This window comes from Streptomyces sp. NBC_01410 (assembly GCF_045040195.1).
In the GTDB taxonomy this organism is placed as follows: Bacteria; Actinomycetota; Actinomycetes; order Streptomycetales; family Streptomycetaceae; genus Streptomyces.
This window is the reverse complement of sequence record NZ_CP109530.1, coordinates 3,476,779-3,490,282: the sequence shown is the minus strand read 5'-3', so window position 1 is coordinate 3,490,282 and position 13,504 is coordinate 3,476,779. Positions and strand designations below refer to the sequence as shown.

Below are 13,504 nucleotides of genomic sequence, written 5' to 3'. Positions count from 1 at the left end.
TCCCATGCGTCAAAGGCCCGGCTGCTACGGCAGACCGGGCCTTCGTCGTGTTGTGCGCCAGGTCAGACCGCCGGCTGGTGTCCGGGGGCCACCATGCCGAGCAGCTGGTCCATCTCGGCGCGCCAGATGCGGTGCACATTCATCCGGGTCGGCTGCGGCCGGCCGGGCAGCTGGAAGCGGAACGAGCTCCAGAGGGTGTTGCGCTGGATCTCACCGACCATTCCCGTGACCTCGGCAGGTGTCAGCGCGAAGGCGATCTCCTGCGGACGGTTGCTCATCCGGCCCGCCTTGTGGATGACCACTGCCTGTTCGGTCACCGTGATGAAGTAGTACGTCAGAAACGCCTGGCCTATCAGACCGAGCATGCTCATCAGCCAGACACTCGGGCCGGCGATCGCCTGGATGGTGACGATCGGCCGGTCGGCCGGGTTGGCCTGTGCGATGGCGGCAGCCACCTGCTGCTGGATGGTTGCCTTCTTGATGGCCATGGGGCCCCTCCACTGAACGGAACATATGCCCCCGCTTCGGGGGCGGTGCAGCGTATCGCCCTGTCCCCGCCGGGATCCGCCGGGGGCTCAGTACCGTTCGGTCCGCCCCGCCGCGGCCAGCAGAAGCGCGGTCGCGGCCGCCGCGACGGGCACCAGATATCCGTACGCCGTGCTCGTGTGCTCCACCGTCCAGCCGCCCGCCGCCGAACCGGCCGCTATGCCGCCGAGCAGCGCGGTGACCGCGAGCGTCATGCCCTCGTTCAACTGGCTCTCGGGCGTGAGGCGTTGGACCACTGTCATCCCCGTGACCATCGTCGGGGCCGTGGCCATGCCCGCCGCAAGAAGGGCCACGGCGACGGCCGGAAGCGAACCCGTGACGGCGGCCAGCAGGGGCAGCGACATCAGGACCGTCATCGCCGCCAGGCAGATCAAGAGGCGGCGGGCAAGGCCCCGGGCGGGGCGGAACCTGCCGTACGCCAGGCCCGCCACGCACGAGCCCGCGGCCTGGAGCCCGAGCACCGCACCCGCTGCGCTCGCCTGCCCCTGCCCGTCCGCGAAGGCGATCGTGACGACCTCCATCGAGCCGAAGACCGCGCCCGTCGCGAGGAAGACCACGAGCAGCGGGGCCATGCCCGGCGTACGCAGCGGAGAGCGGGCCCGCGCCGGGCGGGCGGCGACCGGCGGCTCGGTGGCGCGCTGGGCCGCGAAGACCAGTACGCCGGTGAGCAGCAGGACCGCGCCCGTCAACGTGCCCGCCTCGGGGAACAGCGCGGAGCACAGGAATGCGGCGAGCACCGGGCCGAGCATGAAGCACAGCTCGTCGGCGGCCTGCTCGAAGGAGTTCGCGGTGTGCAGCACGGCCGGGTCGCCGCGGTGCAGATGGGCCCAGCGGGCGCGGGACATGCCGCCCGTGTTGGGGGTGGTGGCGGTCGCGGCGTACGCGGCGAACAGGGTCCAGTCGGGTGCGTCGAGGCGTACGCACAGCAGCAGGGCGAGCGAACCGAGCACGGCGAGCGCGGTGGCGGGCACCGCGACCCGGGCCTGCCCGTGCCGGTCCACGAGCCGCGCGGTCCACGGCGCGACCAGCGCGGTCGCGGCGAGGCCGGTCGCGGTGACCGCTCCCGCGAGGGCGTACGAGCCGCGGGCTCCGGCGATCATGATGACGGCGCTGACGCTGAACATGCCCATGGGGAGGCGGGCCAGGAGATTGCCGGCGGTGAAGGCGAGCGCGCCGTGCGGCGCGAAGAGCCGTCGGTAGGGGGTGGGGCCTGCGCCGGGCCCCGGACCCCCCTCCTCGATCGCCGGAGGGGCCGGGTGGCGCTCGGAGTCGACTGGATGCGGCATGGATCAACCCTCGCCGCGAGGGGCTCGCAGCGTCCAACACCTGCTCAGGCCCCATTGACACACCCCCGTTGTAAATTCGACCGCGTGCCCCGAGACCTCGACCCCCGCCTCCTCCGTGCCTTCGTCGCCGTCGCCGACGAGCTGCACTTCACCCGTGCCGCCGCCCGGCTGTATGTCGCCCAGCAGGCCCTCAGCCGTGACATACGGCGGCTGGAGCGGGACTTGGGTGCCGAGCTCTTCGTACGGACCACCCGGCAGGTGACGCTCACCGGCGACGGCGAGCGGCTGCTGCCGTACGCGCGCGTGGTGCTCCAGGCGCAGGACGAGCTGCTCGCGGCCGCCTCGGGAGCCTCGCGGCCGCTGCTCGTCGACCTCAACACCGAGGGCATGGCATCGGGCCGGGTGCTTGCCCGGGCCCGGGAACTCGCCCCGGACTGTGAGCTGATGGCCCGCTTCCAGAGCGGTCTCACCGGCGCAGCGGCCGAGATCGTCGCCGGGCGGCTCGATGTCTCCTTCGGACGCCTTGCCGGACTCGAACCCGCCGTGCGGGCGCTGCTGTCCCATCAGCCCGTGCGGTTCGAGCCGATGGCCGTCCTGCTGCCGCAGGACCACCCGCTCGCCGGGCGGGAGCGGATCCCTTTGAACGCGCTCGCGGGCGAGACCGTATATGCCGGTGCGGGCAATCCGGCGACCCGGGAGTGGACGGATCTGGCGCGGCGGCTCTTCGCCGGGCGCGGGATCACGATCGCGCCGCCCGCGCCTGTGGCGATCGGCTTCGAGGAGTTCCGGCGGGTGATGGCGAAGACGCGTACCCCGGTGCTGGCAGTGGTGGATTTTCCGGCCATGCCCGACACCGTGCTGCGCCCGATCGTCGATCCCGTGCCGCTGTCGCCTGTCTCGATGGTGTGGCGAAAAGGCATCGTCCACCCCGGGGTGGACGCGCTGCGGGCAGCAGCCGCCGATCTCGCCGGGCAAGAGGGCTGGCTGGAACGGGATGCCAACGCATGGTTGCCCGAAGGTGATATGTCGCTGATGGGTGACAACAACTGACACAAGAGCACGAGATGCCACCGGCGTGCGCTACATTCTGGGTCAGGGTGAGTGTGGTAGAGGGTGCGCAGGTTGGGTGGGGACCCAGTCCGGCAGTGTCCGGGCCGTCGTGCGCACGCTCGATTTCAGCCAGTGGGGGATGTGCGTACAGCAGTGGAAAATTGGCAAGAAGATGCCCGTATCGGTCATACGCATGAGCCGAACGAGGTCACGATCCAGCTGGACGGCGTTGGCCGAATACTGGGGGATCTGCCGGCCGGGACTTCGGGGCATGCCGGTTCTGCCGTCCAAGACGCCTCCGACGGGCCGGTCTTCGTCGACGAGAGCGGCCGCCGCAGCAAGAAGTTCCGCCAACTCGGCTGGGTCGTGGCCATCGCCTGCGCCTGCTACGCCGTGACGCTCGTCGTCGCCCTCGTCGGCGGCAACTCCGCCGCGCCCCTGCTGCCCGGGTTCGGCCAGGGCGACAAGGAGCAGACCGACAAGGTCGAGATACAGCCCGCCCCCAGCGACAGCACATCCGCACAGGTCCCGCCCGGCGGCGTACCCGGCGCGCCGGCCCCCACCGACTCCACCGGCGCCGTACTGCCCCAGCCCTCCGGCTCCGCGTCGAGCGGCGCCGCCGGCGGGCTCCCGGCCGGACCGGGCCCCGGCACCTCCGGTTCCGCGGTTCCCCAGCCCTCCGGCAAGGGAGTGCCCCCTCCGGGCGGGGCATCCGTGTCCGCCACGCCGGGCGGCGGCGGAAGCTCCCCCGGGCCCGAGCCGGACGCGAGTCCCCCGGTGCCCACCCCGTCCGATCCGGGACCGTCGACGAATCCCACCGATCCACCCGTGCAAGAAGGCGCGCTCTAAATGACACTCCCCGGCAGCAGGGGCCCGCGGCGACGGGCCCGGCGCGTCGCACGGCGCAGACTGCCCATGCGCTATCTCCTGCCCGTCCTCATCCTGGTCGCGCTGCTCGCGATGCTGATGCTGCGCGGCTATGTGCACAGCGAGATCCTGGCCGACCACCGCGTACGGCCGCCCGCCCCGACCGACCAGGTCCCCGACAAGATCCTGCGCGGCGGACCGGTCATCGACGCGCGTGACAAGGCGGCGCCCGAGGCGCTGAGCATTCCCGACCGCAGACTGGTGCTCACCTTCGACGACGGCCCGGATCCCGTCTGGACGCCGAAGGTCCTGGACCAGCTGAAGCAGTACGACGCGCACGCCGTCTTCTTCGTCACCGGCACCATGTCCTCGCGCCACCCCGAGCTGGTGGAGCGGATGGTCCGCGAGGGCCACGAGATCGGACTGCACACCTTCAACCACCCCGACCTGTCCTACCAGTCCACCGCGCGCATCGCCTGGGAGCTCTCGCAGAACCAGCTGGCGCTCGCGGGCGCGGCCGGCATCCACACCTCGCTGTTCCGCCCGCCGTACTCCTCCTTCTCCGACGCCCTGGACAACAAGTCCTGGCCGGTCACCCAGTACATCGGCAGCCGCGGCTACATCACCGTCTTCAACAACACCGACTCCGAGGACTGGAAGCGCCCCGGCGCCGACGCGATCATCAAGCGGGCAACCCCCAAGGGCACCAGCGGCTCGATCGTGCTGATGCACGACTCCGGCGGCGACCGCTCGCAGACCGTCGCCGCGCTCGGCCGCTTCCTGCCGCAGATGAAGGAGCGGGGCTACCGCTTCACCAACCTCACCGAGGCGCTCGACGCGCCCAGCGCCCACACCAAGGTCACCGGCCCCGAGCTGTGGAAGGGCAAGGCCTTCGTTTCCGCGGTCGCCTTCTCCGAGCACACCACCGAGGTCCTGGTCGTCGGTCTCGCGGTGATCGGCGTGCTCGTCATCGCGCGCTTCGGGCTGATGCTGATCCTCTCCTTCGCGCACGCCCGCAAGGTGCGCAGGCGCGGCTTCAGCTGGGGCCCGGAGGTCACCCGCCCGGTGTCCGTGCTGGTCCCCGCGTACAACGAACGCGAATGCATAGCCAACACGGTCCGCTCGCTGACGGCGAGCGACCACCCCATCGAGGTCATCGTCATCGACGACGGCTCCACGGACGGCACGGCCGGCATCGTCGAGGGCCTGCGGCTACCGGGCGTCCGCGTCGTACGCCAGCCCAACTCCGGAAAGCCCGCGGCCCTCAACAGGGGCATCCGGAACGCCCGCTACGACATCGTCGTGATGATGGACGGCGACACCGTCTTCGAGCCGTCCACCGTGCGCGAGCTGGTCCAGCCCTTCGGCGACCCGAGCGTCGGCGCGGTCGCGGGCAATGCCAAGGTCGGCAACCGCGACAGCCTGATCGGTGCCTGGCAGCACATCGAGTACGTCATGGGCTTCAACCTCGACCGCCGCATGTACGACCTGCTGGGCTGCATGCCCACCATCCCCGGCGCGGTCGGCGCCTTCCGCCGCGAGGCCCTGGACCGTGTCGGCGGCATGAGCGAGGACACCCTCGCCGAGGACACCGACATCACCATGGCCATCCACCGCGACGGCTGGCGCGTCGTCTACGCCGAGCGGGCCCGCGCCTGGACCGAGGCCCCCGAGACCGTGCAGCAGCTGTGGTCGCAGCGCTACCGCTGGTCGTACGGCACGATGCAGGCCATCTGGAAGCACCGGGGCGCCCTCCTGGACCGCGGCCCCTCGGGCCGCTTCGGCCGCGTGGGCCTGCCGCTGGTCTCCCTGTTCATGGTGCTCGCCCCGCTGCTGGCCCCGCTGATCGACGTCTTCCTGCTGTACGGGCTGGTCTTCGGTCCCACCCAGAAGACGATCGCCGCCTGGCTGGGTGTCCTCGCCGTCCAGGCCGTGTGCGCCGCGTACGCCTTCCGGCTGGACCGCGAGCGCATGCTCCATCTGATCTCACTGCCGCTCCAGCAGCTCTTGTACCGGCAGTTGATGTACGTCGTACTGCTGCAGTCCTGGATCACCGCACTGACCGGAGGCCGGCTGCGCTGGCAGAAGCTGCGGCGTACGGGAGTGGTGGAGGCGCCCGGCGTCATCCCAAGCCCGCGGCGCAGCGATGAGGACCGGAGGCCGGTCGCGTGAGCCACACTTCCACCGCGGCCGCGGCGCCGGACCTCAAGCCCGCCGCGCCTGCCGCCGGGCCGGGCCGTGACCGCTATCTCGACCTGCTGCGCTCCGTCGCCCTGGTCCGTGTCGTCGTCTACCACATATTCGGCTGGGCCTGGCTGACGATCCTGTTCCCCTCCATGGGCGTGATGTTCGCGCTCGCGGGCTCGCTGATGGCGCGTTCGCTGTCGCGGCCCGCGCTCGGGGTGATCCGCGGCCGTATCCGCAGGCTGCTCCCGCCGCTGTGGGCGTTCAGCGCCGTCATGCTCGTCATGCTCTTCGTGGCCGGCTGGAAGCCGGTCAAGGAGGAGGGGCTGTGGTGGTTCGTCAGGCTGTTCTGCTACATCGTCCCGGTCGGCGCCCCCGAATTCCCCTGGAGCATCGGTGACAAGGCCGGTCTGCTGGAGGACACCTGGGCTGTCCAGGCGGTGGGTCCGCTCTGGTATCTGCGCGCCTACCTCTGGTTCGTCATCGCCTCGCCGCTGCTGCTCTGGGCCTTTCGCCGACTGCCCTGGGTGACGCTGCTCGCGCCGCTCGGCCTCACCGCGATCGTCGGCACCGGTCTGGTGAAGATCCCCGGCGAGACCGGCAACGCCGTTTCCGACTTCGCGGTCTTCGGCTCCTGCTGGGTGCTCGGCTTCGCCCACCACGAAGGCCTGCTGAAACAGATTCCCCGCTATGCCGTGATGTCCTGCTCCACTCTGCTGATGGCCTTCGGCCTGTGGTGGGCCTCGGGCCACCAGACCGTGGACGGCTGGGACCTCAACGACATCCCGCTGGCCCAGGCCACCTGGTCGCTGGGCTTCGTGGTGATCCTGCTGCAGTACTCACCGTCCTGGCAGGAGCTGCCCGGAAAGCTCGCCCGCTTCGACAAGTACGTCACGTTGTCCAACAACCGCGCGGTGACGATCTACCTCTGGCACAACACCCTGATCATGGCCACGATCCCCGTGCTGGACCTGCTGTGGGAGATCCCCTTCGTGGACGCGCACCTGGGCAGCTTCCTGGAGGCGACGTACACGATCCTGATGTTCCTCGTGGTCTGGCCGCTGATCGGGCTGATGATCGTGGCCGTGGGCTGGATCGAGGACCTGGCGGCCAAGCGCCGTCCGCGACTGTGGCCCAACGGCAGCAGGAAGGCGCGGCAGACGGAGAGCGGCTCACACCGGCGCTGAGGGCCGGGTGAGAGCAAGGTTTCGCCCCGGTCACCTCGCGCCACCGGGGCCGAAACGCGCCATCCATAACGTCCCCTTCACACCCCGAGGACCGTGGAGGCACGTGATGGCTGGCCGGTGGATCGAACAGTGGGACCCCGAGGACGAGTCGTTCTGGCAGGCGAAGGGCGAGCGGATCGCCCGGCGCAATCTGGCCTTCTCGATTCTCTCCGAACACATCGGGTTCTCGATCTGGACCCTGTGGTCCGTGATGGTCCTGTTCATGGGACCGGAGTACGGAATCGACCCGGCCGGGAAGTTCTTCCTGGTGGCCATGGCCACGCTGGTGGGGGCCTTCATCCGGGTCCCGTACACCTTCGCCGTCGCCCGCTTCGGCGGCCGTAACTGGACCATCGTCGCCGCGTCGATGCTGCTCCTGCCGACGGGCGCCGCCTTCGTGGTGATGGAGCCGGGGACCTCGTACACGACCTTCATGCTGGTCGCGATGCTCACCGGCGTCGGCGGCGGTAACTTCGCCTCCTCCATGACCAACATCAACTCCTTCTTCCCGCTGCGGAAGAAGGGCTGGGCTCTCGGACTGAATGCGGGCGGCGGCAACATCGGAGTGCCCGTCGTACAGCTGGTCGGGCTCGCCGTCATCGGGGCGTCCGGCGGACCGCGCATGCTGCTCGGGATCTACATCCCGTTCATCGCCGTCTCCGCGATCTGCGCCGCTCTCTTCATGGACAACCTCGCCCCGGTCAAGAACGACACCGGCGCCTCGAAGGAAGCCGTCAAGGACCCGCACACGTGGATCATGTCCTTCCTCTACATCGGTACCTTCGGATCCTTCATCGGCTACAGCTTCGCCTTCGGTCTGGTGCTGCAGACACAGTTCGGGCGTACGCCGCTGCAGGCCGCGTCCATCACCTTCATCGGCCCGCTGCTCGGCTCGCTGATCCGCCCCGTGGGCGGCTGGCTCGCCGACCGCTACGGCGGCGCACGCATCACCCTGTGGAACTTCCTCGGCATGGGCCTGGCCACCGGGGCCGTCGTGGCCGCCTCCGTCGAGGAGTCGCTGGCGATGTTCACCACCGCCTTCATCGCACTCTTCGTGCTGACCGGGGTCGGCAACGGCTCCACGTACAAGATGATCCCCGGCATCTTCCAGGCGAAGGCGGTCGCGAAGGGCATGTCCGGTGAGGAGGCCGCCGCCTACGGGCGCAGGCTCTCCGGTGCGTCCATGGGACTCATCGGCGCGGTGGGCGCGCTCGGCGGGCTCGGCATCAACCTCGCCTTCCGCCAGTCCTTCCTGACCGCGGGCACCGGCACCTCCGCCTTCGTCGCCTTCCTCGTCTTCTACGCGGCCTGTTTCACCGTGACTTGGGCGGTATACCTTCGCCGGCCCGCCGTCGCCGCGCAGCCCGTCGCGGAGGCGAAGCCGCAGCTCAGCTACGCAGAGGTGTAACACCAGCGAAATCACGGCGCACCGAGCCTGTCACGCACCGTTGGCAGGCTCGGTCGTCCCATCCGCACGTCTGGGGAACCACGTCTGGGGACGCCATATGCAAGACCATCAGCACGGGCCGCTCGCCGGCTTCACCGTCGGCGTCACCGCCGCGCGGCGCGCCGACGAACTCGGTGCGCTCCTTCGACGCCGCGGGGCAAGCGTCCTGCACGCCCCCGCCCTGCGCATCGTCCCGCTCGCCGACGACGCCGAACTCCTCGCAGCCACCCAGGAACTGATCGACCACGCGCCCGACGTGGTCGTCGCCACCACCGCCATCGGATTCCGCGGCTGGGTGGAGGCCGCCGACGGCTGGGGACACGGTGAAAAGCTCCTGGAGCGGCTGCGCGGTGTCGAACTGCTGGCCCGCGGGCCGAAGGTCAAGGGCGCGATCCGTGCCGCCGGGCTCACCGAGGAGTGGTCCCCGGCCTCCGAGTCCATGGCCGAAGTCCTCGACCGGCTGCTCGCCGAGGGTGTCGCGGGCCGCCGGATCGCGCTCCAGCTGCACGGCGAGCCGCTGCCCGGATTCGTCGAGTCGCTACGGGCCGGGGGCGCCGATGTCGTCGTCGTGCCCGTCTACCGGTGGATGGCGCCGGAGGACCTCGGGCCCGTCGACCGGCTCCTGGACGCGACCGTCGCACGCGCCCTGGACGCCCTCGCCTTCACCAGCGCCCCCGCCGCCGCCTCGCTGCTCTCCCGCGCCGAGACCCGGGGACTGCTCCCCGAGCTGCTGCACGCCCTGGACCACGATGTGCTGGCCGCCTGCGTGGGGCCGGTCACCGCGCTGCCGCTGCAGGCCCACGGCGTCTCCACGGTGCAGCCGGAGCGCTTCCGGCTCGGCCCGCTGGTGCAGCTGATAGGCCTGGAGCTGCCCTCCCGGGCCCGTACGCTCCCGGTCGCGGGCCGCCGCGTCGAGATCCGCGGCCACGCCGTCCTGGTCGACGAGGACCTGCGGCCCGTGCCGCCCGCCGGAATGGCCCTGCTGCGCGCCCTGTCCCGGCGCCCCGGCTGGGTCGTCTCCCGCTCCGACCTGCTGGGCGTCCTGCCGGGCGCCGGGCGGGACGAGCACGCCGTCGAGACGGCCATGGCCCGGCTGCGTACGGCGCTCGGTGCGCCCAAGATCATCCAGACCGTCGTCAAGCGGGGCTACCGGCTGGCCCTGGACCCGGCCGCCGACACCAAGTACGCGGACGCCTGACGCGCGCGGCGGTGGGCGGCGTGTTCTGCATGACCTCGACGTAGGTCCGTTCGTTGCAACCTGACGGGGGGTCCGGTGCGTACAGACTGTGCCGGCGTCCGCATCCGCGGCGCGGCTCGCACCGGAATGGAGAACAACCAGATGGTCTCAGTCATGGTGGGCAGGGGTACGGCTGTCGGCGCCGTCCTGCTGTCTCTGCTGGCAGTCCCCGCGCAGGCCGCGTCCGCACAGGCGCCCTTAGCCGCGGCCACCGACCGGGCCACCGACCCGGCTCCCGATCTCGCGGGCCTGAAGGCGGTGTTGCGCGACGCGCTGGCCAAGGGCGCTCCCGGCGCGATGGCCAGAATCGACGACAACGGCACGGTGTACAAGGTGAGCGAGGGTGTCGCGGACCGGGCCACCGGACGTGCCATCAGCACCCAGGACCGCTTCCGCATCGGCAGCGTCACCAAGAGCTTCTCCTCAGTGGTCCTGCTGCAACTCGTCGGCGAGGGAAGGCTCGACCTCGACACCTCGGTCAACACCTATCTGCCGGGCCTGCTGCCCGACAACCGCATCACGGTGCGTCATCTGCTCAGCCACCGCAGCGGTTTGTACGACTACACCAACGACATGTTCGACAAGACGGTCCCGGGCTTCGAGTCCGTACGCAACAAGGTCTTCACGCTCTAGGAGCTGGTCGGCCTCTCCCTCGCCAAGCCCCTGACGGTTCAGCCGGGCACCGCCTACGACTACTCCAACACCAATTTCGTCGTCGTCGGACAGCTCATCGAGAAGCTCACCGGACACTCGCTGCGCACCGAGTACCGCCATCGCATCATCGAGCCGCTGAAGCTGCGCGACACCTTCTACGTGCATCCCGACACCGCCCTTCCGGGCCGCTACACCAAGGGCTATCTCCGGCCCGACGAGGCGGGAGCGCCGCTCGTCGACTCCACCCGGCAGACCGTCTCCTGGGCCCAGAGCGCGGGCGCGATGATCTCCAGCACCCGTGATCTGGACTCCTTCTTCTCCGCGCTGCTGAAGGGCAGGCTGCTCCCGGCCCCTCTGCTGACGCAGATGCAGCAGTGGGTGCCGGTCAACAGCACCCAGGGCTACGGCCTCGGTCTGCGCCGCCGCGATCTGTCCTGCGGCCTCTCCGTGTACGGGCACACCGGCACCGTCCAGGGCTACTACACGTACTCCTTCACCTCCAAGGACGGCAGCCGCAGCATCACCGCCCTCGCCAACACCTCCAACAACAGCGATGTGCTCGGCGTGATGGCAAAGACCCTGGACGCGGCCTTCTGCGGCAAGCCCGCCGCCGCGCCGAGCGCCCGCAGCTCCGCGCCCGCCGAGCGTTACGAGGACGTCGCACCGGACGTTTCGCGCGACTGATGCGTGGGGGTGCGGCCGGAGCCCTGGGGAAGGGGTTCCGGCCGCACGTTCGGACGGGCACTCTGGAGGGGAGACCCGGCAGTGACCCCTAGGCGGTGACAGGCGCATGACGGCAGGCGCGACGGGTGCAGCCTCCTACGACTGGAGGTTCGACTCCGGGCGGATCTGCCTGGATCTGATGGCGACCGCGGAACCGGCCGCCGAAGGGCGCGAAGCGCTGGCCCAGGCCGGTCGGCTCGGCCGCTGGCTGGTCGGGGCGGGCCTGGTTCCCGCGGGGACGGCGCTCCCGGCCTTCGACATCGGGTGGGTGGCGCGCTTCGTCGAACTGCGGGACTGCGTGGGCCAGTTGGTACGTGCCCAGATCGACGGCCGGCGCGCCGAATCTGCGCTGGAGCGCGTCAACGCCCTCGCTGCGGGGGCGCCGCCGTCCATCAGAGCCGTACCCGACGGGGACGGCTCCCTGGTACGGGCGCTGAGCGCCGCACCCGAGTGCGGGGCGCTGCTGGCAGCGATCGCGCGCGACGCCGTGGACCTGCTGACCGACCCGGCGGCCAGGGCCCGGCTGCGGCAGTGCGAGGGCGACAACTGCCGCCGCGTATACCTGGACACGTCCCGTGGACGGCGGCGCCGCTGGTGCTCCAGCGAGGTGTGCGGGAACCGCGAACGCGTCGCCAGGCACCGGCGGCGCACCGCTGCGACCCACCTGTAAAAGATCTTGAAAGTTTTTCGGCGGACGTTGAGTGATGCGCCCCTGGTCCCCGTAGAGAAGGGGGAGAAGCAGTCAGCCGAAAAAACAGGGTCTCGACCGGGAGGTTCAGGTGCGCAAGGATGCCGCCGTGGCCGATGACCGTCCGCAGAGGGCCCGGCATCGCAGCGAGAAGCCACGCAACGACTCCTCAGCACCTGATGAGGAGCTGATGCGTGCGCTCTATCGCGAACATGCGGGACCTCTGCTCGCCTATGTACTCCGTCTCGTCGCCGGCGATCGCCAGCGAGCCGAGGACGTGGTGCAGGAGACGCTCATCCGTGCCTGGAAGAACGCCGGCCAGCTCAACCGAGCGACCGGCTCTGTCCGACCCTGGCTGGTGACGGTGGCACGCCGCATCGTCATCGACGGTCACCGCAGCCGGCAGGCCCGGCCGCAGGAGGTCGATCCGTCGCCGCTGGAGGTCATGCCCGCGGAGGACGAGATCGACAAGGCGTTGTGGCTGATGACGCTCTCAGATGCACTCGATGATTTGACGCCCGCCCACAGGGAAGTTCTTGTCGAGACGTATTTCAAGGGCCGAACGGTCAATGAGGCGGCCGAGACGCTCGGCATACCCAGCGGGACGGTGCGTTCGCGGGTGTTCTACGCACTCCGTTCCATGAAGCTCGCTCTGGAGGAGAGGGGGGTCACGGCATGACCATGTACGAGCAGGAATCCGTTCACGACGCCGTCGGCGCGTATGTGCTCGGCATTCTCGACGACGCGGACGCCTCCGCCTTCGAGATGCACCTGGCGGCTTGTGACATCTGCGCCGCCCACCTCGAAGAGTTCTCCGGGATGGAGCCGATGCTGGCCATGCTGGCGGAGGCCCCGGCACCACCGCAGCAGTCGAATGTGCTGAACATGCGCGGCAGGCAGTCCGAGCCGGTCTGGTCGGACCCACCGCCGCGAGCGGTCCCCGTGGTGCCCACCGCCCCCAGCCCGCAGCTGCTCGGCGGTCTGCTCGACGAGGTCGCCGCCAAGCGGGCGGCCAAGCGCAGGCGCGGGATGTATCTGGTCGCGGCCGCCGCGGCCCTGATCATCGGCGGTCCCGCCGTCGCGGTCGTGGTCACGGCCAACGACACCGGCACGAACCAGGCGACCAGCGATCCGCATCCCACGAGTCCCGCCGAGGACGCCTTCTTCAACCACATGGAAGAGAAGGTCAAGGCCACCGACGCGAGCACCAAGGTCAGCGCGACCGTCGGCCTGGAGAAGAAGGCCTGGGGCACCCACACCGTTCTCGAACTGAAGAACGTCACGGGCCCGCAGAAGTGCAGTCTGATCGCCGTCTCCAAGACCGGCGAGGAAGAGGTCGTGACCTCCTGGGCCGTCCCGAAGTGGGGTTACGGCATCCCCGACAGCCCGGTCAAGACGGCAAAGAACCCGCTCTACGTCCACGGCGGAGCCGCCATGGACCGGAACGACATCGATCACTTCGAGGTCCGCACCTTCGACGGAAAGCGGCTCGTGGAGGTTGACGCCTGAAAGTTGACGCCTGACAGATTCGCCCCCTTCGCGTACGGTTGACGGCTGCCCAGTGCACGTCAGAAGGGGGCCTCGGTGGCCGCGCAG

11 protein-coding genes and 1 pseudogene are annotated in these 13,504 nt (G+C 70.1%); 10 read left to right on the top strand and 2 right to left on the bottom strand.

Annotation, left to right across the window (positions count from 1 at the left end; all coding sequences use genetic code 11):
- Positions 1-62 precede the first annotated feature (62 nt).
- Both OG741_RS15945 and OG741_RS15940 read right to left on the bottom strand, forming a co-directional pair.
- The gene (locus OG741_RS15945) at positions 63-488 is read right to left on the bottom strand and encodes a hypothetical protein (protein ID WP_405598355.1); all 426 of its coding nucleotides are present in this window, start codon (positions 486-488) and stop codon (positions 63-65) included.
- Positions 489-575: 87 nt separating this feature from the next.
- Positions 576-1,832: an MFS transporter gene (locus OG741_RS15940; protein WP_405598352.1), complete on the bottom strand. Its 1,257-nt coding sequence runs from the start codon at positions 1,830-1,832 to the stop codon at positions 576-578.
- Positions 1,833-1,916: 84 nt separating this feature from the next.
- Here OG741_RS15940 and OG741_RS15935 point away from each other — a divergent pair, with 84 nt between their 5' ends.
- The 10 genes and pseudogenes from OG741_RS15935 to OG741_RS15890 all read left to right on the top strand — a co-directional run bounded on the left by OG741_RS15935 (position 1,917) and on the right by OG741_RS15890 (position 13,417).
- Positions 1,917-2,882 carry a LysR family transcriptional regulator gene (locus tag OG741_RS15935; protein ID WP_405598349.1) on the top strand — a complete coding sequence of 322 codons (966 nt, stop codon included), beginning with the start codon at positions 1,917-1,919 and terminating at the stop codon, positions 2,880-2,882.
- Between the two features lie 153 nt (positions 2,883-3,035).
- The gene (locus OG741_RS15930) at positions 3,036-3,731 is read left to right on the top strand and encodes a hypothetical protein (protein WP_405598347.1); all 696 of its coding nucleotides are present in this window, start codon (positions 3,036-3,038) and stop codon (positions 3,729-3,731) included.
- Positions 3,732-5,921: a glycosyltransferase gene (locus OG741_RS15925; protein ID WP_405598345.1), complete on the top strand. Its 2,190-nt coding sequence runs from the start codon at positions 3,732-3,734 to the stop codon at positions 5,919-5,921.
- Positions 5,918-7,120, top strand: a complete 1,203-nt coding sequence (locus tag OG741_RS15920; RefSeq protein ID WP_405598342.1) for an acyltransferase — start codon at positions 5,918-5,920, stop codon at positions 7,118-7,120. The genes OG741_RS15925 and OG741_RS15920 overlap by 4 nt, the downstream gene beginning before the upstream one ends.
- 106 nt (positions 7,121-7,226) lie before the next feature.
- Positions 7,227-8,567, top strand: coding sequence for a nitrate/nitrite transporter (locus tag OG741_RS15915; RefSeq protein ID WP_405598339.1), 1,341 nt, complete (start codon positions 7,227-7,229; stop codon positions 8,565-8,567).
- A 97-nt stretch (positions 8,568-8,664) separates the two neighbouring features.
- The gene (locus OG741_RS15910) at positions 8,665-9,804 is read left to right on the top strand and encodes a uroporphyrinogen-III synthase (RefSeq protein ID WP_405598336.1); all 1,140 of its coding nucleotides are present in this window, start codon (positions 8,665-8,667) and stop codon (positions 9,802-9,804) included.
- Between the two features lie 141 nt (positions 9,805-9,945).
- Positions 9,946-11,181, top strand: a pseudogene (locus tag OG741_RS15905) (serine hydrolase domain-containing protein).
- A gap of 106 nt (positions 11,182-11,287) precedes the next feature.
- On the top strand, positions 11,288-11,890 hold the full coding sequence (locus tag OG741_RS15900) for a CGNR zinc finger domain-containing protein (RefSeq protein ID WP_405598333.1): 603 nt from the start codon (positions 11,288-11,290) through the stop codon (positions 11,888-11,890).
- A 109-nt stretch (positions 11,891-11,999) separates the two neighbouring features.
- A complete protein-coding gene (locus OG741_RS15895; RefSeq protein WP_142217417.1) occupies positions 12,000-12,587 on the top strand; it encodes a sigma-70 family RNA polymerase sigma factor in 588 nt (195 codons plus the stop codon).
- Positions 12,584-13,417: an anti-sigma factor family protein gene (locus OG741_RS15890; RefSeq protein ID WP_405598329.1), complete on the top strand. Its 834-nt coding sequence runs from the start codon at positions 12,584-12,586 to the stop codon at positions 13,415-13,417. Before OG741_RS15895 ends, OG741_RS15890 begins: the two co-directional genes overlap by 4 nt.
- The last annotated feature ends 87 nt before the right edge of the window (positions 13,418-13,504 follow it).

Bases quoted from the DNA above. Each gene is read 5' to 3' on its own strand.
- OG741_RS15945 (WP_405598355.1), bottom strand. From the start codon at position 488: ATGGCCATCAAGAAGGCAACCATCCAGCAGCAGGTGGCTGCCGCCATC.
- OG741_RS15940 (WP_405598352.1), bottom strand. From the start codon at position 1,832: ATGCCGCATCCAGTCGACTCCGAGCGCCACCCGGCCCCTCCGGCGATC.
- OG741_RS15925 (WP_405598345.1), top strand. From the start codon at position 3,732: ATGACACTCCCCGGCAGCAGGGGCCCGCGGCGACGGGCCCGGCGCGTC.
- OG741_RS15915 (WP_405598339.1), top strand. From the start codon at position 7,227: ATGGCTGGCCGGTGGATCGAACAGTGGGACCCCGAGGACGAGTCGTTC.
- OG741_RS15910 (WP_405598336.1), top strand. From the start codon at position 8,665: ATGCAAGACCATCAGCACGGGCCGCTCGCCGGCTTCACCGTCGGCGTC.
- OG741_RS15900 (WP_405598333.1), top strand. From the start codon at position 11,288: ATGACGGCAGGCGCGACGGGTGCAGCCTCCTACGACTGGAGGTTCGAC.
- OG741_RS15890 (WP_405598329.1), top strand. From the start codon at position 12,584: ATGACCATGTACGAGCAGGAATCCGTTCACGACGCCGTCGGCGCGTAT.